The following is an 18,636-nucleotide window of genomic DNA, read 5'->3' as shown; positions in this document are numbered from 1 at the left end:
ACAGGGCGGCCCGTCACAGCCCCAGCATCAGCGACAGGTTCTGCACCGCCGCGCCGGAGGCACCCTTCCCGAGGTTGTCGAGGCGGGCGACCAGCACCGCCTGCCCATGCTCGGCCGAGCCGAAGACGCGCAGTTCCAGCCGGTCGGTGTCGTTCAGGGCCTCGGGGGCGAGGGGCTCCTTGCCGTGGGCCTCCACCACCTGCACCAGGGGCTGGCCCCGGTACCAAGCGGTGAGCGCCGCCTCCAGGTCGGCCGGCTTCGGGCGGCCCGGCAGGGCGTCGAGGTGGAGGGGCACGCTCACCAGCATCCCCTGGCGGAAATCGCCGACGGAGGGCACGAAGATCGGCCGGTGGGTGAGCCCGCTGTAGATCTGGATCTCGGGCAGGTGCTTGTGGGCGAAGCCGAGGCCGTAGAGGATGAAGGGCGGGGCGCGGCCCGCCTCGTAATCCTCGATCATCCCCTTGCCGCCGCCGCTGTAGCCGCTGACCGCGTTGAGGCTGAGGGGGAAGTCGGCCGGGATCAGCCCGCCCTCGACCAGGGGGCGCAGCAGGGCGATGCCGCCGGTCGGGTAGCAGCCGGGATTGGCGACCCGCCGGGCGGAGGCCACGGCCTCGGCCTGGCCCGGCGCCATCTCCGGGAAGCCGTAGGTCCAGCCGGCGGCCGTCCGGTGGGCGGTGCTGGCATCGAGGATCTTCGGGCCGCCGTTCGGCAGGCCGTCCGCGAGCGCCACCGTCTCCACGGCGGCGGCGTCCGGCAGGCAGAGCACGACGAGATCGACCTGTGCCAGCAGATCCCGCTTGGCCGCCGGGTCCTTGCGGTGCTCGGGGGCGATGCTGACGAGGCGCACGCGGCCGTCGCGCTCCAGGCGCTCGCGGATGCCGAGGCCGGTGGTGCCCGCCTCGCCATCGATGAACACGCTCGGCCGTGCCGTCTCGTCCCTGTTCGCCATGTTCGCCTCGCACGCCGGAATCGGCCCGGCGTCTCGCCCGGGCAGGTGGAGGGTGTCGGGGGCCGCTGTCAACGGGCGAACCATCCCCAGCTTGCCGAACCGCCGCGGGAACATGGGCGCGGCGAAGGCTTTGATCGCCAAATCCTCCGAGGAGATGGCAGCGATGGCTGGAACCGCGAAGAAGACCGACCCCAAGCTGTGGGAGAAGGTCAAGAAAGAGGTCACGAAGTCCGACAAGGGCGGCAAGCCCGGCCAGTGGTCGGCGCGCAAGGCGCAGATGGCGAGCAGCGAATACAAGAAGGAAGGCGGCGGCTACGAGGGGAAGAAGTCCGACGACAACCACCTCAAGCAATGGACCGAGGAGGAGTGGGGCACCAAGTCCGGCAAGGAGAGCGGCAAGACCGGCGAGCGCTACCTGCCGAAGAAGGCCCGCGAGAAGCTGTCCGACAAGGAATACGCCGACTCGACCGCCAAGAAGCGGGCCGATTCGAAGAAGGGCAAGCAGTTCTCGAAGCAGCCGAAGGCGGCGGCGGAGAAGTCGGCCAAGGCCCGCAAGGAAAGCACCAAGTCGGACAAGAAGGAGCCGACCAAGGCCGAGCTGATGAAGAAGGCCAGGGCCCAGGACATTTCCGGCCGCTCGAAGATGTCTAAGGCCGAGCTGGAGCGGGCGGTCCACGCCTGAGGCCCCAAACGAGAAAGGGCGGCGCCTCGCGGCACCGCCCTCCCTCTCCGTGCATAGAATAAGAAATTAGCGCTTCGAGAACTGGAAGCTGCGGCGGGCCTTGGCGCGGCCGTACTTCTTGCGCTCGACGACGCGAGAGTCGCGGGTCAGGAAGCCTTCGCGCTTCAGGGGGGCGCGCAGCTCCGGCTCGTAGTAGGTCAGGGCCTTGGACAGGCCGTGGCGCACTGCGCCCGCCTGACCGGAGAGGCCACCGCCCGCCACCGTGACGGTGATGTCGTACTGGTCGACGCGGCCGGCGATCTCCAGCGGCTGGCGCAGGATCATGCGCAGCACCGGACGGGCGAAGTAGGTCTCCACCGGGCGCTTGTTCACGACGACCTTGCCGGTGCCGGGCTTGATCCAGACGCGGGCGACCGCGTCCTTGCGCTTGCCGGTGGCGTAGGCGCGGCCCTGGGCGTCCAGCTTCTGGACGTGGATGGGGGCTTCGTTGGCCGGATCGACCGCGCCGGTGTTGGCCCGGTTCAGGTCGGCGAGGGACTGAAGGGTCGCCATGATCACGCGCTCACGTTCTTGCGGTTGAGGGCGCCGACGTCGAGCGTCTGCGGCTGCTGGGCAACGTGCGGATGCTCGGTGCCCTTGTAGACACGGAGGTTGCCGAGGATCTGGCGGAACAGCGGCCCACGGGGCAGCATGCGCTCCACGGCCTTCTCCACGACGCGCTCCGGGAAGCGCCCTTCGAGGATGAACTTGGCCGTGCGCTCCTTGATACCGCCCGGATAGCCGGTGTGGTAGAAGTAGCTCTTCTGGGTGTACTTGCGGCCGGTGAACTTCACCTTCTCCGCATTGATGACGATGACGTTGTCGCCGCAATCGACGTGAGGCGTGTAGGCGGCCTTGTGCTTGCCTCGCAAGCGCATCGCCACGATCGAGGCGAGGCGGCCGACCACAAGGCCTTCCGCGTCGATCACGATCCACTTCTTGTCGACCTCGGCGGGCTTCAGCGAGGTGGTCTTCATGGCCAAATCCCGAAAGGTGCCGGAAAAGGAAGCCGCCACGTGCGGACACGCGGCGGCGATGCCGGCTCAATAGCCGCGCCGGGCGGGCGGGTCAACCGCAAATCGCGCGCGCCGACGCCGAAAAGACGTGTTCCGAGAGCGGGTTCAGCCCTGCGGTATCATGATACCGCGACCTCAGGAGCGGGGTGTCCGGCGGTCCGCGATGGTGAGCTTCTGCACGCCGCCCTTGGCGAGGACGGGCTTGCGGGCGCTGAGGATGCGCGAATTCACCCCCGTCCAGCCGATCTCGCCGGAGAGGCGCCCGTACTCGATCTTGGGGCAGCGGTTCATGATGACGGTGACGCCCTGCGCCTCGGCGCGGGCGGCGGCTTCGTCGTCGCGCACGCCGAGCTGCATCCAGATCACCTTGGGCAGGGGATCGAGGGCCAGCGCCTCGTCCACGATGCCCCCCGCCGCGGCCGAATTGCGAAAGATCTCGACCATGTCGAGGGGGCCCTCGACCTCGGAGAGCGAGCCCGCCACCCGGCGGCCAAGGAGGTCCTGTCCGACGAGCCCCGGATTGACCGGCGTCACCGCGTAGCCCCGGTCGAGGAGGTACTTCAGCACGATGAAGCTCGGCCGGGCGGGGTTCGCCGAGGCGCCGACCAGCGCGACGCTCTTCGTGCCGTCGAGGATCGCGCGGATCGCCGAATCGGCGTAGCGGGCGTGCCGCGCGGCGATGTCGTCTGTCATGGTCGGGCCGCCGGCTGTGTCAGGGGTGCAGGGTCACGGATGCTTGTGGATCGGATCGACCCAGTGGACGGTCTCCGGCCGCTCGACCGGCTCCACGTCCGGGATGTTGACCACCACCGCCTCGTTGTCGGAGCGCACCAGCACGCAATGCAGGGGCTCGTCGGTGGAGGCATTGATCTCCTGGTGCGGCACGTAGGGCGGCACGAAGATGAAGTCGCCGGGCCCCGCCTCGGCGACGTATTCGAGTTGGTCGCCCCAGCGCATCCGGGCGCGGCCGGAGACGACGTAGATCACGCTCTCCAGGGCGCCGTGGTGGTGCACGCCGGTCTTGGCGTCGGGCTGGATCGCCACCGTGCCGGCCCAGATCCTTTGCGCGCCGACGCGGGCGGCGTTGATCGCCGCCTGCCGGTACATGCCCGGCGTCTGGGCGGTGTTGTCGTCGAGTTTGTCGCCGGGGATCACCCGCACGCCGTCGTGCTTCCAGCGCGCCCCGTCATGGGTATGGTCGTGGGTGTGGTCGTGGTCCTGCCCCATGCCGCCCTCCCGAACGCCTGTCGTTCGGACGTGGCTACGCCCTCCCCCGGCGCGCCGTCAACGCGCCGGAGGGGGGCGGCCGGGGTCAGGCCTCGCGCACGCCGGGCTTGGCGCCGACGTCGAAGGTGAAGGTCACGCCGGCCTGTTCCAGGGCGCGGCGCACGGCCATCACCGTGTCGTGGCGCGGGCGGACGGGGGAGTTCGCATCCTCCAGCCGCACGATGGTCGAGATCGACACCCCCGCCATCTTGGCGAGCTCCTCCTTCGACAGGCCGACCATGCCGCGGGCGGCGCGGACCTGCGCGGCGGTGAGGGGCCGGTCCGAGGTGTCGGGCTCCGTCGTGTCGGGCACGGTGAGGCCCTGGTAGCCGTAGCGGCTCTGGCCCGGCACGTTGAGGCAGATGCCGACCCATTCGCGCACGCTGCCGTCCTTGTTCAGCACGGGGGCGGCGCGGGAGTTGAACCAGCGGTAGATGCCGTCCGCGCAGAGGATCCGGTACTCGGTGTTGTAGGCCGAGGCGTGCTGCACGGCGGTGGTCCAGGCCGCCTGGGTGCGGGCGCGGTCCTCGGGATGGACGGCCTCGAGCCAGTCGTAGCCCCGCGTCTGGGCGTAGCTCTGCCCGGTCAGGTTCATCCATTGCGAGCACTCGCTCAGCTCGCCCTGGGGGGTGGTGGTCCAGAAGGCGGCGGCGGTCACGGTCACGAGGGCGTTGAGCCGGTCGTGGCGCTGCATCACCGCCTGCATCGAGTCGTGGCGGGCGGTGACGTCGAAGATCACGCCCATGCCGTAGCTCGGGCGCTCGTCGGCGCCGAGGGCGACCTCGCCCCGGTGCTGGAGCCAGCGCTGCGTCCGGTCGGGGCGGACGACGCGGAACTCCCGGTTGATCGGCTGGCCGGCCATCAGCATGGCGAACTGGTCGCCGTGCACCGCCCGGTCCTCCGGGTGGATCATGTCGATCAGCAGGCCGATCGGCAGTTCCGCCGACGGCTCGAGGCCGAGGATGCGGTACAGGCCCGGCGTCGCGTCGAGGGTGCCGTTGCGCAGGTCCGCGGACCAGAACCCGACCTCGCCGGTGTCCTCGATGATCTTCAGGAAGTTGCGGGACGAGAAGAAGCGTGAGGCCCCTCCCCTCGGGGGAGCGGGATCCGCCTGAACGCGCATGAGGGATCGGGTGGGCATGGGGCTGCGCTCTGGTCCGGCGAACCGGATGGATCGTGGTGGGTCAGCCGCCGCACGGGCGGTCGCGATTCGCGCCAAAGACAGATCCCGTCTCAAGGCGTCGCTCCCCGAGCCCTCGAACGGTTCATATCGGATCTCCCCGAGCCGGGAGCTGGCCTCTTCTTGATGGTGGATCGCGCAAAATGCGCAAGATGGGAGAGGACACTTTCCGACCAATTCGGATTGCACAAATGAGTGATTTGAAGTTTTGAGGCTGCGTAAGCACTCTAGAATGGACGATTAAATTAGAATTGAATGCGAGAAATCGAGCGAGTCCGCGCAGTCTTCATGGCTGTTCCTGTGCCAGCCCGTGCGATCTCGTCGCTGAAAGGGTGGACTGTTGGAATGGCGCGAAGACAACGCAGGTCCGGTTATAATGCGCTTTTGGGCCGAACTACGAAAACCGGTCGTCCCTTTTAACGAAGTACCCCAGAAAGAAACGGAAGCACGTTTGCCGCGCGGCGCATCGTGGATGATTCAGAACCAAGTGAAATTGGGAAGAGCCCGTGCTGACCGGAAACCGCGGGAGGCAAATAGCGACAATGACACTTAACGCGACGCATCGCCGCCTTGGTTTTGACGCTTGGGTAACATTCGAGGACTAGTCTCCGAGTTGAATAGCGGCGTTGATCGCTCAATCTGGGGTTAAGTATGTTGTTCTGGACCGATGGCGCCGCCCCTGGATTGCGGGCCCTGCACGACGGGACGGCAGTGATCGAGTGCACCGTCGACGGCACGGTGACGGCGGCCAATGCGAGGTTCCTGGGCTTGCTGGAGTATCGCGCCGAGGACCTGATCGGTCGAAACCATTCATGCCTCGTGGAGCCGTCCGAGCGCGACGGGGCCGCGTATCGCGAGGTCTGGCATGCCCTGCGCCGGGGCGAGCCGAGCCTGCGCGAGGTCCGCCGCCGCACCGCCACGGGCCGCGAGGTCTGGCTGCGTGAGGAATACGTGCCGGTGCGCGGGCGCAAGGGGCAGGTGACGGGCGTGATGGGCCTCGTCACCGACGTCACCGAGGCCGCCCTGCGCAACGCCGACTTCGAGGGCAAGGTGCGAGCCCTCGACCGTTCGCAGGGGATCATCGAGTTCGACCTCGAGGGCCGGGTCCTCGACGCCAACGCGAACTTCCTCGCGATGATCGGCTACGGCCTGGAGGAGGTGAAAGGCCGGCACCATTCCCTGCTCGTCGATCCGGCCGAGGCCAAGACCGACGCCTATGCGCGGTTCTGGGAGGCCCTGCGCCGGGGCGAGTTCCAGGCGGCCGAATACCGCCGGATCGCCAAGGGCGGCCGCGACGTGTGGATCCAGGCCACCTACAATCCCGTCTCGGATGCCTCGGGCACCGTGGTGAAGGTGGTGAAGTTCGCCACCGACGTGACGCCCGCCGTCACCGAGCGCCTGGAGCGCAACAGGCTGCAGCGGAGCATCGACGGCGACCTCGACGTGGTGGCGGACGCGATCACCCGCGCCTCCGAGCAGACGGTGGGCGCCGCGAGCGCCGCCGAGGAGGCCTCCGGCAACGTCCAGAGCGTGGCCGCCGGCGCCGAGGAGCTGGCGGCTTCCGTGGGCGAGATCAGCCAGCAGGTGCAGCGGGCGGTGCAGATCACCAACCGCGCGGTGAGCCAAGCCAACGCCACCTCGGCGGTGGTGGGGGGCCTTGCCGCCGAGGCCCAGCGCATCGGCGCCGTGGTGGAGATGATCGACAATATCGCCTCCCAGACGAACCTGCTCGCCCTCAACGCCACCATCGAGGCGGCGCGGGCGGGGGAGGCCGGCAAGGGCTTCGCGGTGGTCGCGGCCGAGGTGAAGAACCTCGCCGCCCAGACCGCCAAGGCGACGGAGAGCATCAGCGCCCAGATCGCGCAGACGCAGAAGGCGGCGGGCGAGGCCGCCTCCGCCATCGCCGGGATCGGCCACACGGTGGGGGAGGTCAACGAGATCTCCTCCGCGATCTCGGCCGCCGTGGACCAGCAGGCCGCCGTCGCCCGCGAGATGTCGTCCAACATGCAGGCCATGACCACGGCCGTGGAGGAGATCAGCCGCAACGTCAGCCTGATCGCCAATTCGAGCCGCGAGCTCGACCAGTCGACCCGGCAGGTCCGCGAGGCCTCCCGCAAGATGGCGAGCTGACCTTCAGGCCGCCGCCGTCGTCGTCACCGCCCTGGCCCAGGGGGCGGCGACGAGGGCCTTGGCCAGATAATCGATCAGCGCGACGACGCGCGCCGGGCGGGGCTCGCCCGGCGGCGTCACGAGATGGAGCGAGATCGGCGGGGCCGACCAGTCCGGCAGGACCAGCTCCAGCCGGCCGGCGGCCAGATCCTCGTGGATCATGAAATCCGGCTGGAGGGCGAGGCCGAGCCCCGCCCGCAGGGCCGGCGCCAGGGCCTCGGCGTTGTTCGCCCGCATCGGCCCGCCCGGCGTCACGCCCGCCTCCCGCCCATCCGCATGGCGGAAGCGCCAGCGGTCGGGCGTCGGCAGGTAGGCGTAGCCGAGGCAGGCATGGCCGGGCGAGGTCGTCCGGGTGGTCCGGCCGCCCGTGGCGGTCGAGATAGCCCGGCGTCGCCACGAGGGAGCGCTGCACCGGGCAGAGCCGCCGCGCCTTCAGCGAGGAATCCGGCAGGGCCGCGATGCGCAGGCCGATGTCGAACCCGCCGCCCACGAGGTCCACCACCGAATCGGCGAGATGCAGGTCGACCGAGACCGCCGGGTGCCGCGCCAGGAAATCCGGCAGGAGCGGCGCCACGTGCAGCACCCCGAAGCTCATCGGCGCCGCGAGCCGCACGAGGCCGCGCGGCAGCGCCGTGGCGGCGGTGGCCCGCGCCTCGGCGGCCTCCCCCTCCGCGAGCAGCCGCGCCGCGTCGTCCCGCGCGGCGAGCCCCGCCTCGGTCAGCGCCAGCCGCCGGGAGGTCCGGTGGAACAGCCGCGCGCCGATCCGCGCCTCCAGCCGCCCCACCGCCTTCGAGACCGTGCCCTTCGACAGGCCAAGTTCCCCGGCGGCGCCACCGAAGGAGCCGGCCTCCACCACCTTGGCGAAGATGGCCCAGGCTTCGAAATCGGGCAGGCGCATGGGTCGTTTCCGGAAACGATGAGTTTCCATCGTTTCTATTTTCAGGCGCCATGGCAAGGCGCACTTTGTCTCCATCGACGACGCCCATCGGGCGCGATCCAGGAGACGACGCCATGTCCGAGACCGGCCTCCACCACGTCACCGCCTTTTCCGGGCCCGTGGCGCGCAACCTCGATTTCTACACGGCCGTGCTCGGCCTGCGCCTCGTCAAGAAGACGGTGAACTTCGACGATCCGGGCACCTACCACCTCTATTACGGCGACGCGGCGGGCCGTCCCGGCTCGATCCTGACCTTCTTCCCGATCCCCCATGCGGCCCCCGGCCGGGCGGGCCTCGGCGAGACGCAGGAGACCGCCTTCCGCGTGCCCCGCGCCTCGATCGGCTGGTGGACCCACCGGCTCGTGGAGAAGGGCGTGCGCCACGAGGCGCTGGTGCAGGTCTTCGGCGAGCCGACCCTGCGCTTCCGCGATCCCGACGGGATGATGCTCGCCCTCGTCGGCGTGGACGAGGCGGCGGCGCCCTCCGCCTGGACCGGCGGCTCCGTGCCGGCCGAGCACGCGATCCTCGGCCTGCACGGGGTGACGCTGCTCCTCGCGGAGGGCGAGGGCACGGCGGCGATCCTGACGGAGGTGTTCGGCTTCACGCAGACCGGAAGGGAGGGCTCCGCCACCCGCTATTCCGGCACGGCGGCCTCCGGCCGGCACGTCACCCTGCGGGCGGTGGGCGCGTTCCTGCCCGGCCGCCAGGGGGCGGGCTCGGTCCACCACATCGCCTTCCGCGCCGCCGACGACACGGCCCAGGCGGCGATGGCCGACGCCCTGCGCGACCGGCACGGGCTCGGCGTCACCGAGCAGCGCGACCGGCAGTATTTCCGCTCGGTCTACTTCCGCGAGCCGGGCGGGGTCCTGTTCGAGATCGCCACCGACGCCCCCGGCTTTGCCGTGGACGAGCCGGAGGCGACCCTCGGCCAGGCGCTGAAGCTGCCGCCGGGCCTGGAGCGCCACCGCGCCGAGATCGAGGCCGTGCTCCCGGCCGTCGCTTGAACCCCGTCTCCCCCGTGGAGGGTGCCATGATCCCCGAGACCCTGTCCTTCCGCCATCGCTTCGCGCCGGGCGAAACCGCCCTCACCCCGCTGCTCCTCCTGCACGGGACGGGCGGCGACGAGGACGACCTCCTGCCGCTCGGCCGGGCCGTCGCCCCCGGCGCGGCCCTGCTCTCCCCCAGGGGGCAGGTCAGCGAGAGCGGCGCGCCGCGCTTCTTCCGCCGCCTCGCCGAGGGCGTGTTCGACGAGGACGACCTGCGCCGCCGCACGGACGGGCTCGCGGCGTTCGTGGCGGAGGCGCGGGAGCGCTACGGCCTCGCCGCGCCCCTGGCGCTCGGCTTCTCGAACGGCGCCAACATCGCCGCCGCGACGCTGCTCCAGCGGCCGGAAACCCTCGCGGGGGCGGTGCTGATCCGGCCGATGGTGCCCTTCGCCGTGCCGCCGGCCGCCGCCCTCGCGGGCAAGCCGGTCCTGATGCTCTCGGGGGCGATGGATCCGATCGTGCCGGTGGAGAACGCCCGGCGGCTCGCCGAACAGCTCACGGCGGCCGGCGCCGCCGTCACGCACCGGATCCTGCCCGCCGGCCACGGCCTGTCCCAGGCCGAGATCGGCCTCGTCGCGGCGTGGCTCCGCGACATCGGCCGCCCGGCGGCGGCCTGAACCTTGCCCACCCCCCATCCCTCACAGGAGGCGACCATGCCGACCATCACCACGCAGGACGGGACCGAGATCTTCTTCAAGGATTGGGGTCCGAAGGACGCGCAGCCCATCGTGTTCCACCACGGCTGGCCGCTCTCGTCGGACGATTGGGACGCGCAGATGCTGTTCTTCGTCCGGCACGGCTTCCGCGTGGTCGCCCATGACCGGCGCGGGCACGGCCGCTCGGCCCAGGTCGGATGGGGCCACGACATGGACCATTACGCCGCCGACGCGGCGGCGGTCGTCGCGCATCTCGACCTGCGCAACGCCGTCCATATCGGCCATTCGACCGGCGGCGGCGAGGTGGCGCGCTATGTCGCCCGCCACGGCGAGCCGCAGGGCCGCGTCGCCAAGGCGGTGCTGGTGAGCGCGATCACGCCGCTGATGCTCAAGACCGCGGCGAACCCGGACGGTCTGCCGCGTGAGGTGTTCGACGGGTTCCGCGCGGCGCTCGCCGGCAACCGTGCCCAGTTCTTCCTCGATGTCCCGACCGGCCCGTTCTACGGCTTCAACCGCGACGGGGCGACGCCCCAGCCGGGCGTGATCCAGAACTGGTGGCGGCAGGGCATGATGGGCAGCGCGCTCGCCCATCACGAGGGGATCGATGCCTTCTCGGAGACCGACCAGACCGAGGATTTGAAGGCCATCGGCGTGCCGGTGCTGGTGTTGCACGGCGAGGACGACCAGATCGTCCCCATCGCCGCCGCCGCCCTGAAGGCGATCACGCACCTGCGACACGGCACGCTGAAGACCTATCCCGGTTACAGCCACGGCATGCTCACCGTGAACGCCGACGTGCTGAACGCCGACATCCTCGCCTTCGTGCGGGGGTGAGGCGCCGGCGGCCCTGTCAGGTGCGGTACCGCTCCGCGAGCGCCGTCAGTGCCTGCGCGAGCTCGGTCATGTTGGTCGAGGCGGTCTCGACCTGCCGCGTCCCCGCCGCCGTCTGCTGGCTCGCCTGACGGATGTTCTGCAAAGCCCCCATCACCTGCTCGATCCCGAGCTGCTGCTGGTTCGTCGAGGCCACGATCTGCTGGAACGTCTGCACGTTCTCCTCGAACCGCGCCGTGATCTCCTCGATGGTCCGCTGCGTCGTGTCCGAGCGCGTCTTGCCCACCGCCGAGCGCTTCACCGCCTCCTCCGTCAGCATCACCGACGTGTTGATGCCCCGCTGGATCTCCCCGAGGATCGCCCGCACCTGACCCGTGGCCGCCTTCGCCTGGTCGGCCAGCAGCTTCATCTCCGAGGCCACCACCGCGAAGCTGCGTCCGCTCTCGCCTGCCGCCGCCGCCTCGATGGCCGCGTTCAGCGCCAGCAGGTGCGTGCGCTCCGAGATGTCGTTGACGCTCTCGATGATCTCACCGATCGCCTGGGTCTTCTCCGAGACGCCGACGATGTTGCCGGCCACCGCCTCGGCCTGCTCGCGGATCGCATCCATCGCCTGGGCGGTGTCGGAGACCGCGCGCAGGCCCTGCCGCGAGGTCCGGGCGGTGGCCTGGGCGGTGGCGATGACCTCGCTGGCGCGCTTCGAGATCTGCGCGCCGGAATGGGTGATCTCGTCGACGGTGGCGGCTGTCTCCTGCACGGCGGCGAACTGCTCCTCGACGGAGGCCGCCTGCTCCTGCGCCGAGGCACGGATCTCGGCCGCCGCCGCGTTGAGGTCGGCCGTCGCCGCCCGGTTCGTGCGGGCGAAATCCGACAGGCCCGTCACCGTCGCGTGCAGCGTGGCGGCGAGGCGGCCGACCTCCCCGTCCGCCTGCCCCTCGATCCGCCCGGTCAGGTCGCCCTCCCCGACCCGCTCGACATAGGCCATCACCCGCAGCAGCGGACGCACCACGAGGCGGTTGATGGCGATGCCGAGGCCGATGCAGATCAGCAGGGTGAGCAGCGTGCCGCCCCAGACCGCGAAGTCCTCGTCGCGCTGGGTTTGCGCCACCCGCCGGGAGAGGTCGGCGCGGGCCGCCTCCTCCAGGCCCTCGATGGCGGCGAGTTCCGCGCGCAGGCGGTCGAAGAGCTGCTTGCCGCGCCCGTCCGCCTCCAGGCCGATCGCCTCCGCCCGCTGGGCCGGGTCGGCGCCCTTGCGCAGGGCCGCCTCCGCGATGTCGGCCTGCCAGCCGCGCGCCGCCGTCACCGCATCCGCGAGCATCCGGGTGCGGTCGCCGTCGCCGCCGACGAGGCTCCGCAGGCGGCCGACCGCGTCGTCCAGGCTCCGGCGTCCGGCCTGATACGGCTCCAGGCTGCTCGGGCGCCCGGTGATCAGGTAGCCGCGCAGCCCGGTCTCCTGGTTGAGCATCGCCGCGCGGAAGGCATCGAGCCCCCGGATCACCTGATCCGAATGCTCGCGGGCGTCCGTCGCCGTCTGCAGCCGGCTGCGCGTGATCAGGACCGCGCTGCTGCTCAGGATCGACACCAGCGCGATGACGCCGATCGCGCCTCCCAGCAGGCCATTGAGACCCAACGACGTCCGCATCACGGTTTGCCCTGCCCGATCCCGGGCGGTGCCCGACGGGAACGTGATAGCCCGCAACCTCGGCGGTTGCGAGATCGGTCCTCGTCTTGCATCGCATTCCGCCGAGGTGCGCGCCCACACAGAGGACGCCCCCTCATCCGGTTCAGGTCGAACCCACCGCGAGGCAGCGCTTTGTGGTGCGAACGTCGTGGCGGGACCGCACATGGAGAGAACCCTCGCCCCCCTCCTGCTCTGCCTCGGCGGCTGGGCCGCCTTCGGCTCCTGGGCGGAGGCGCATCGCGCCGCACTGCAGAGCGACCCGCCGGCCCTGCGCGCCGGGATCGAGGCCGACATGGCCTCGCGCCACTGCCCCGACCTGCGGGTCGACACCGAAGGCTTCCGCGCCTTCTCCCATGCCAACCACCTGAACCACGCCGACTTCTTCACCCTGAAGCGCTCAGTCGGCCTGCAGCGGGTCCTCGACGCCGAGACGCGGGCGTTCCGCGACCGGCCTTCGGAGACCTGCGCACAGCTGTGGGACCGCTACGGAAGTGCGGGCAGCGAGGCGCGCCTTCTCGCGCGGCGCTGAGTTCGGCGCGAGCGACAAGCTTGTCCATTGAACCGGGCGGTGGCAGGCTTTACTCCGTGGGGACGTAAGGCCGACAGGCCGCGCACGGGACGACGACCATGACCCTGGATTGGCGGAGGGGCCGCGGCCCCGCCTCGCACGGACGCTTCGACCGCCGGTCGTTCCTGTTCGGCTCGGCGGCCATGGGGCTCGGCACCCTGGCGCTCGGCGGCTGCAAGACCTCCGACTCGACGAGCCTCGCCGAGGCGGCGAGCCTCTACGGGCCGCTGCCGCAGGAGAAGTTCCCGATCCCGGCGGTCGACATCGCCAAGGTCGATCCGAAATACTACCGCAAGACGGTCGCCTACGAGACGAAGGAGGCGCCCGGCACGATCATCGTCGATCCGAAGAACTACTACGTCTACCGGGTCGAGGACGGCGGCGCGGCGACCCGCTACGGCGCCAATGTCGGGCGCGACGGCTTCCTGTGGAGCGGCGACGCCTATGTCGGCCGCAAGTCCGAATGGGCGGTCTGGACGCCGCCGAAGGAGATGATCAAGCGCCAGCCGGAGGCCGCGAAATACGCCCGCGGCATGCCGGGCGGCCTCGACAACCCGCTGGGCGCCCGCACCCTGCACCTCTACCAGAACGGCGCCTACACCCTCTACACGATCTACGCCACGAGCGACCCGGAGACGATCGGCAGCGGCATCACCAGCGGCTGCGTCGGCCTGCTCAGCCAGGACATGATCCACCTCTACGCCCGCACCCCGGTGAAGACGAAAGTGGTGGTCCTGCCGGCCTGAACATGGGCGCGTGACGCTTCCTTAACCGCATCGAGGGCGCGTCTGAACTCGCTCACAAGTTGTATGTTGACCGGCACGACGTCGTTTGCCGGTGACAGACATGCCGCACTCGATCTTCATCCAGGAACGGAAGGGCGACATCCGGCGCCCTCCGGAATTGATCGCCTACGACATCGACAGCGTGGCCCTGGCCAATCGCCTGGTCAGGTCCATCGCCAAGTCCGGCCGCATCAACGGATTCGACCGGATGACGGGCCAGCGCTGGTTCCGGTGGCGGGATACGGTCTTCGAAGTCTACCGCCTGGAGACCGGCCCGTCCTGAGGCCGCTGACGCCCCAGAAACATCCCGGACACCGAACTGTGACAAGTCTGCGATTGCATGCAGAATACTTGCAGTTCGCGGGGCGGACGGATCAACGGGCGGAAACCGGCGGATGCTGAGTGAAGACGGGCATGAGCGCGACGCCCCTCGACCGGACGCGGCGACGGCGCATCGGGGCGACGGCGACGCGCGCGCTCCGGCGACGGGCCCCGCACCGAAACGCTCCCGTGCGGGCTGGCTGATCCTGCTCCTGCTCGTCGGGGCGGGCGGCGGCGCCTACGGCTACACCCGCTGGTCCCAGCCTCCGGCGAAGGCCAAGACGAACGCCGCGCTGCCCGTGCCCGTCACCCTCGGGATGGTCGAGCGGGGGCCCTTCGCCCTGGTGACGAACGGGCTGGGCACCGTGCAGGCCTACAACACCGTCCAGGTGCGCACCCGCGTCGACGGCGAGATCCAGCAGGTCGCCTTCCGCGAGGGCCAGACGGTCCATAAGGGCGACCTCCTGGTGCAGGTCGATCCGCGCCCCTATCAGGCGGCGCTGGATCAGGCGAAGGCCAAGAAGGACCAGGACACGGCCAATCTCGGCAACGCCAAGGCCGACCAGACGCGCTATGCCGGCCTCGGCGCCTACGCCTCCCGGCAGCAATTGGAGACGCAGACCGCCCTGGTCGCCCAATTGACCGCGCAGGTGGCCTCCGATCAGGCCGCCATCGACAACGCCACGACGCAGGTCGGCTACGCCTCGATCCGCGCGCCCATCGACGGCGTCACGGGCTTCCGGCAGGTCGATATCGGCAACATCGTCACGGCGGCGGGGCAGACCCCGATCGTGACGATCACGCAGGTGGAGCCGATCTTCGTCGTCTTCACGGCGCCGGAGGACCAGTTGCCCGCGATCACGGCGGCCCTGAAGGCGGGCGACGTGCCGGTGGAGGCATGGTCGTCGGACGGGCTCACCAAGCTCGCCGACGGCAAGCTCGCCCTGTTCAACAATCAGGTCGACACCGCGACCGGCACGATCCGCCTCAAGGCGGTGTACGAGAACAAGACCCACGCCCTGTGGCCGGGCCTGTCGGTCTCGACCAAGATGCGCGTCGGCACGGTGGCCCAGGCCACGACCGTCCCCGACAACGCGATCCAGCACGGGCCGGACGGCCTGTTCGCCTTCGTCGTGGACGACGCGAGCCGGGCGCACCCGCGTCCGCTGAAGGCGGGGCGCTCGGATTCGGGCCGGACCCGGATCCTCAGCGGGGATTTCCAGCCCGGCGAGCAGGTGATCGTCGCCGGCCAGTACAAGGTGCAGGAGGGCAGCCTCGTGGCCGATCCGCACGGCGCCGCCCACACCGCGCAGGCGCTGACGCCGACGGAGACGATCCGGTGACGAAGGGCGGGATCTCGGCGCCGTTCATCCGGTTCCCGGTCGCGACCACGCTCATCATGGTCGGCATCCTGTTCCTCGGGGTGGTGGCCTATCCGCTGCTCGGCGTCGCGCCCCTGCCGCAGGTGGATTTCCCGACCATCCAGGTGACGGCCCAGCTCCCCGGCGCGAGCCCGGAGACGATGGCCTCGTCCGTCGCGCAGCCCCTGGAGCGGCAGTTCTCGCAGATCCCCGGCGTCTCGCAGATGACCTCGACGAGTTCGCTCGGCATCTCGACGGTCACGGTGCAGTTCGACCTGAACCGCAACATCGACGGCGCGGCGAGCGACATCCAGGCGGCGATCAACGCCGCCAGCGGCCAGCTCCCGAAGAACCTCCCGACCCCGCCGACCTACCGCAAGGTGAACCCGGCCGATTCGCCGATCCTGCTGCTGTCGGCGACCTCCGACACCATGCCGCTGATCGACGTGGACGACGCGGTCGACGTGCAACTCGCCCAGCGCATCAGCCAGATCTCCGGCGTCGCGCAGGTGTTCATCGGCGGCCAGCAGAAGCCGGCCGTGCGCATCCAGATCGACCCCGCCAAGCTCGTCGCCAAGGGATTGTCCCTGGAGGACGTGCGCGCGCAGCTGACGCTCACCACCGTCAACAACCCGAAGGGCAGCATCGACGGCGGCAGCCACAGCTACACGATCTACGCCAACGACCAGCTCACCGCCGCGCAGAACTGGAACGACGTCATCATCGCCTATCGCGACGGCGCCCCGTTGCGTGTACGCGACGTCGGCCAGGCGGTCGCCGGCCCGGAGGATACGAAGCAGGCGGGCTGGACCAACGGCAAGCGCGGCATCTTCCTCGTGGTGTTCAAGCAGCCGGGCGCCAACGTCATCGACACGGTGGACAGCATCCGGGCGCAGCTGCCGCGCCTGACCGCCACCCTGCCGGCGGCCATCACGATCGGCGTCCTCAGCGACCGGACTCAGACGATCCGCGCCTCGGTGGAGGACGTGCAGTTCACCCTGATCCTGACGATCGCGCTGGTGGTCGGCGTGATCTTCGTCTTCCTGCGCAGCTTCTGGGCGACGGTGATCCCGAGCGTGACCGTGCCGCTGGCCCTGCTCGGTGCCTGCGCGCTGATGTGGATGGCGGGCTACACCCTCGACAACCTCTCCCTGATGGCCCTGACCATCTCGGTCGGCTTCGTGGTGGACGACGCCATCGTCGTGCTCGAGAACATCAGCCGCTACATCGAGGAGGGAATGCGGCCCATGGAGGCCGCATTCAAGGGCGCGGGCGAGATCGGCTTCACCATCGTCTCGATCTCGGTCTCGCTGATCGCGGTGCTGATCCCCCTCCTCCTGATGGGCGGGATCATCGGCCGCCTGTTCCGGGAATTCGCCGTCGTCCTGTCGATGACCATCGCGGTCTCGGCCTTCGTCTCGCTGACGCTCACGCCGATGATGGCCTCGCGGCTCCTCAAGCCGCATTCCGCCGAGCGCCACGGCCGCCTCTACCGGATGAGCGAGGCCGCGTTCGACGGGCTGCTCGCGGCCTATGCCGACGCGCTGGACGTCGCCCTGCGCTTCCGCCGGGTCACGCTCCTCGTCTTCTTCGCCACGCTGGGGCTGACCGGCTACCTGTTCGTGGCGATCCCGAAGGGCTTCTTCCCGCAGCAGGACACCGGCTTCATGATCGGCGTCACCGAGGCGGGGCAGGATATCTCGTTCTCGGCGATGAAGGCGCTGCAGGAGAAGGTCGGCGCCATCGTCCAGGCCGATCCGGCGGTGGCCGGGCTCGGCATGTCGCTCGGCGGCAACGGGCAGGCGCTCAATTCCGGGCGCATGTACATCGCCCTCAAGCCCCGCGACGAGCGCGACGCCAACGCGTTCCAGGTGATCAGCCGGCTGCGGCCGCAGCTGGAGCGGGTGGAGGGCATCCGCACCTTCATCCAGGCGACCCAGGACGTGCGCACCGGCGGCCGGACCTCGCGGACGCAGTTCGAATACACGCTGCAGGACCCGGACCTCGCCGAGCTGAACACCTGGGCACCGCGCATCCTCGACGCGATGAAGACCCTGCCCGAACTGCGCGACGTCGCCACCGACCAGCAGACGCGCGGCACGACGCTCACGCTGTCGATCGACCGCGACGCCGCCTCGCGCTACGGCATCACGCCCCAGCTCATCGACGATACGCTCTACGACGCGTTCGGCCAGCGCCAGATCGCGCAGTACTTCACCCAGCTGAACAGCTACCACGTGGTGATGGAGGTGCTGCCGGCCCTGCAGGGCAGCGTCGAGAGCCTCGACAAGATCTACATCAAGGCGCCGGTCGGCGGCGGGCAGGTGCCGCTGGCGGCCTTCGCCCGCTGGACGACCGATCCGGTGGCGCCGCTCGCCGTGAACCACCAGGGTCAGTTCCCGGCAGTGACGATCAGCTTCAACCTCGCCCCCGACGTGGCGCTGGGACAGGCCACGGAGGCGATCGGCCGGGCGATGCGGGACCTGCAGGTGCCGGCGACCGTGACGAGCGGCTTCCAGGGCACCGCGCAGGCGTTCCAGCAATCGCTCTCGACGGTGCCGCTGCTGATCCTGGCGGCGCTGTTCGTGGTCTACCTGATCCTCGGCATCCTCTACGAGAGCTTCATCCATCCGCTCACGATCCTCTCGACCCTGCCCTCGGCGGGCGTCGGCGCCTTGGCGGTGCTGATGGCGGCGGGGTTCGACTTCAGCCTGATCGCGCTGATCGGCATCATCCTCCTGATCGGCATCGTGAAGAAGAACGGCATCATGCTGGTCGACTTCGCCATCGTGGCCGAGCGCGAGGAGGGCCTGACCCCCGAAGTCGCCATCCGGCAGGCGGCCTTGATGCGCTTCCGCCCCATCCTGATGACCACGATGGCGGCCCTGCTCGGCGGCATCCCGCTGATGTTCGCCACCGGCACCGGCTCGGAGATCCGGCAGCCGCTCGGCTACGCCATGGTGGGCGGCCTCGCGGTGAGCCAGATCCTGACGCTCTTCACCACCCCGGTGATCTACATCTACCTCGACCGGCTGGCGCACCGCCTGTCCTTCCGGGACAAGCCGGACGATGTCGACGCGGCCCTCGACGATCCGAAGCCGGCGGACCCACAGGCGCCCCCCGCCCTGCGCGCGGCGGAGTGACCGGCGCTG

The 18,636-nt window shown here is 70.1% G+C and carries 17 protein-coding genes and 1 pseudogene; 10 read left to right on the top strand and 8 right to left on the bottom strand.

Going from position 1 to position 18,636, the window contains the following annotated elements; genetic code table 11:
- Window positions 1–13 precede the first annotated feature (13 nt).
- A complete protein-coding gene (gene argC / locus AAHF99_RS12280) occupies window positions 14–949 on the bottom strand; it encodes an N-acetyl-gamma-glutamyl-phosphate reductase (RefSeq protein WP_342164609.1) in 936 nt (311 codons plus the stop codon).
- A gap of 163 nt (window positions 950–1,112) precedes the next feature.
- Here argC and AAHF99_RS12275 point away from each other — a divergent pair, with 163 nt between their 5' ends.
- A complete protein-coding gene (locus tag AAHF99_RS12275) occupies window positions 1,113–1,631 on the top strand; it encodes a hypothetical protein (RefSeq protein WP_342164607.1) in 519 nt (172 codons plus the stop codon).
- A 66-nt stretch (window positions 1,632–1,697) separates the two neighbouring features.
- Here the strand turns inward: AAHF99_RS12275 and rpsI are convergent, their stop codons facing one another.
- The 5 genes from rpsI to AAHF99_RS12250 form a co-directional block, all read right to left on the bottom strand.
- Window positions 1,698–2,183: a 30S ribosomal protein S9 gene (gene rpsI / locus AAHF99_RS12270; protein ID WP_243953179.1), complete on the bottom strand. Its 486-nt coding sequence runs from the start codon at window positions 2,181–2,183 to the stop codon at window positions 1,698–1,700.
- Between the two features lie 2 nt (window positions 2,184–2,185).
- Window positions 2,186–2,647: a 50S ribosomal protein L13 gene (rplM, locus tag AAHF99_RS12265; protein ID WP_342164606.1), complete on the bottom strand. Its 462-nt coding sequence runs from the start codon at window positions 2,645–2,647 to the stop codon at window positions 2,186–2,188.
- A 174-nt stretch (window positions 2,648–2,821) separates the two neighbouring features.
- A complete protein-coding gene (locus tag AAHF99_RS12260; protein WP_342164605.1) occupies window positions 2,822–3,379 on the bottom strand; it encodes a CoA-binding protein in 558 nt (185 codons plus the stop codon).
- A gap of 33 nt (window positions 3,380–3,412) precedes the next feature.
- Entirely contained in the window at window positions 3,413–3,913 is a 501-nt protein-coding gene (locus AAHF99_RS12255; protein ID WP_342164603.1) for a cupin domain-containing protein, read from the bottom strand.
- Window positions 3,914–3,998: 85 nt separating this feature from the next.
- Entirely contained in the window at window positions 3,999–5,093 is a 1,095-nt protein-coding gene (locus AAHF99_RS12250) for a PAS domain-containing protein (protein ID WP_342164601.1), read from the bottom strand.
- A 690-nt stretch (window positions 5,094–5,783) separates the two neighbouring features.
- On the opposite strand from AAHF99_RS12250, the gene AAHF99_RS12245 reads away from it, so the two are divergent.
- A complete protein-coding gene (locus tag AAHF99_RS12245; RefSeq protein WP_342164599.1) occupies window positions 5,784–7,262 on the top strand; it encodes a methyl-accepting chemotaxis protein in 1,479 nt (492 codons plus the stop codon).
- A gap of 3 nt (window positions 7,263–7,265) precedes the next feature.
- Here the strand turns inward: AAHF99_RS12245 and AAHF99_RS12240 are convergent.
- Window positions 7,266–8,199 (bottom strand): annotated as a pseudogene (locus tag AAHF99_RS12240) (LysR family transcriptional regulator).
- A gap of 113 nt (window positions 8,200–8,312) precedes the next feature.
- Here AAHF99_RS12240 and AAHF99_RS12235 point away from each other — a divergent pair.
- From AAHF99_RS12235 to AAHF99_RS12225, 3 genes are read left to right on the top strand one after another with little or no spacing between them, the layout of a single operon-like run.
- On the top strand, window positions 8,313–9,242 hold the full coding sequence (locus AAHF99_RS12235; RefSeq protein WP_243953473.1) for a ring-cleaving dioxygenase: 930 nt from the start codon (window positions 8,313–8,315) through the stop codon (window positions 9,240–9,242).
- Window positions 9,243–9,268: 26 nt separating this feature from the next.
- Window positions 9,269–9,901, top strand: coding sequence for an alpha/beta hydrolase (locus tag AAHF99_RS12230; protein ID WP_342164597.1), 633 nt, complete (start codon window positions 9,269–9,271; stop codon window positions 9,899–9,901).
- Window positions 9,902–9,937: 36 nt separating this feature from the next.
- Window positions 9,938–10,774 (top strand): alpha/beta fold hydrolase, encoded by an 837-nt coding sequence (locus AAHF99_RS12225; protein WP_342164595.1) that lies wholly within the window; start codon window positions 9,938–9,940, stop codon window positions 10,772–10,774.
- 16 nt (window positions 10,775–10,790) lie between these two features.
- Here the strand turns inward: AAHF99_RS12225 and AAHF99_RS12220 are convergent, their stop codons facing one another.
- Window positions 10,791–12,410, bottom strand: a complete 1,620-nt coding sequence (locus AAHF99_RS12220) for a methyl-accepting chemotaxis protein (RefSeq protein WP_342164594.1) — start codon at window positions 12,408–12,410, stop codon at window positions 10,791–10,793.
- Window positions 12,411–12,612: 202 nt separating this feature from the next.
- Between AAHF99_RS12220 and AAHF99_RS12215 the strand changes: the two genes are divergently transcribed.
- The 5 genes from AAHF99_RS12215 (at window position 12,613) to AAHF99_RS12195 (ending at window position 18,627) form a co-directional block, all read left to right on the top strand.
- Entirely contained in the window at window positions 12,613–12,978 is a 366-nt protein-coding gene (locus AAHF99_RS12215) for a hypothetical protein (protein ID WP_342164593.1), read from the top strand.
- 98 nt (window positions 12,979–13,076) lie between these two features.
- Window positions 13,077–13,763 carry a L,D-transpeptidase gene (locus AAHF99_RS12210; RefSeq protein WP_342164592.1) on the top strand — a complete coding sequence of 229 codons (687 nt, stop codon included), beginning with the start codon at window positions 13,077–13,079 and terminating at the stop codon, window positions 13,761–13,763.
- Between the two features lie 100 nt (window positions 13,764–13,863).
- Window positions 13,864–14,085: a hypothetical protein gene (locus AAHF99_RS12205; protein ID WP_243952965.1), complete on the top strand. Its 222-nt coding sequence runs from the start codon at window positions 13,864–13,866 to the stop codon at window positions 14,083–14,085.
- 112 nt (window positions 14,086–14,197) lie between these two features.
- Complete coding sequence (locus AAHF99_RS12200) at window positions 14,198–15,466, top strand: efflux RND transporter periplasmic adaptor subunit (protein ID WP_342164590.1); 1,269 nt, start codon at window positions 14,198–14,200, stop codon at window positions 15,464–15,466.
- 56 nt (window positions 15,467–15,522) lie between these two features.
- On the top strand, window positions 15,523–18,627 hold the full coding sequence (locus AAHF99_RS12195) for an efflux RND transporter permease subunit (RefSeq protein WP_412759878.1): 3,105 nt from the start codon (window positions 15,523–15,525) through the stop codon (window positions 18,625–18,627).
- Window positions 18,628–18,636 lie beyond the last annotated feature (9 nt).

Origin of the sequence: Methylobacterium litchii (assembly GCF_038442315.1) — a bacterium.
In the GTDB taxonomy this organism is placed as follows: domain Bacteria; phylum Pseudomonadota; class Alphaproteobacteria; order Rhizobiales; family Beijerinckiaceae; genus Methylobacterium; species Methylobacterium litchii.
This window is presented reverse-complemented; position numbering and strand designations above follow the sequence as displayed.

Excerpts from the sequence above, each read along its gene's own strand:
- argC (WP_342164609.1), bottom strand. The coding sequence starts at position 949 with ATGGCGAACAGGGACGAGACGGCACGGCCGAGCGTGTTCATCGATGGC.
- AAHF99_RS12275 (WP_342164607.1), top strand. The coding sequence starts at position 1,113 with ATGGCTGGAACCGCGAAGAAGACCGACCCCAAGCTGTGGGAGAAGGTC.
- rpsI (WP_243953179.1), bottom strand. The coding sequence starts at position 2,183 with ATGGCGACCCTTCAGTCCCTCGCCGACCTGAACCGGGCCAACACCGGC.
- rplM (WP_342164606.1), bottom strand. The coding sequence starts at position 2,647 with ATGAAGACCACCTCGCTGAAGCCCGCCGAGGTCGACAAGAAGTGGATC.
- AAHF99_RS12260 (WP_342164605.1), bottom strand. The coding sequence starts at position 3,379 with ATGACAGACGACATCGCCGCGCGGCACGCCCGCTACGCCGATTCGGCG.
- AAHF99_RS12255 (WP_342164603.1), bottom strand. The coding sequence starts at position 3,913 with ATGGGGCAGGACCACGACCACACCCACGACCATACCCATGACGGGGCG.
- AAHF99_RS12250 (WP_342164601.1), bottom strand. The coding sequence starts at position 5,093 with ATGCCCACCCGATCCCTCATGCGCGTTCAGGCGGATCCCGCTCCCCCG.
- AAHF99_RS12245 (WP_342164599.1), top strand. The coding sequence starts at position 5,784 with ATGTTGTTCTGGACCGATGGCGCCGCCCCTGGATTGCGGGCCCTGCAC.
- AAHF99_RS12235 (WP_243953473.1), top strand. The coding sequence starts at position 8,313 with ATGTCCGAGACCGGCCTCCACCACGTCACCGCCTTTTCCGGGCCCGTG.
- AAHF99_RS12230 (WP_342164597.1), top strand. The coding sequence starts at position 9,269 with ATGATCCCCGAGACCCTGTCCTTCCGCCATCGCTTCGCGCCGGGCGAA.
- AAHF99_RS12225 (WP_342164595.1), top strand. The coding sequence starts at position 9,938 with ATGCCGACCATCACCACGCAGGACGGGACCGAGATCTTCTTCAAGGAT.
- AAHF99_RS12220 (WP_342164594.1), bottom strand. The coding sequence starts at position 12,410 with ATGCGGACGTCGTTGGGTCTCAATGGCCTGCTGGGAGGCGCGATCGGC.
- AAHF99_RS12215 (WP_342164593.1), top strand. The coding sequence starts at position 12,613 with ATGGAGAGAACCCTCGCCCCCCTCCTGCTCTGCCTCGGCGGCTGGGCC.
- AAHF99_RS12210 (WP_342164592.1), top strand. The coding sequence starts at position 13,077 with ATGACCCTGGATTGGCGGAGGGGCCGCGGCCCCGCCTCGCACGGACGC.
- AAHF99_RS12205 (WP_243952965.1), top strand. The coding sequence starts at position 13,864 with ATGCCGCACTCGATCTTCATCCAGGAACGGAAGGGCGACATCCGGCGC.
- AAHF99_RS12200 (WP_342164590.1), top strand. The coding sequence starts at position 14,198 with ATGCTGAGTGAAGACGGGCATGAGCGCGACGCCCCTCGACCGGACGCG.
- AAHF99_RS12195 (WP_412759878.1), top strand. The coding sequence starts at position 15,523 with ATGGTCGGCATCCTGTTCCTCGGGGTGGTGGCCTATCCGCTGCTCGGC.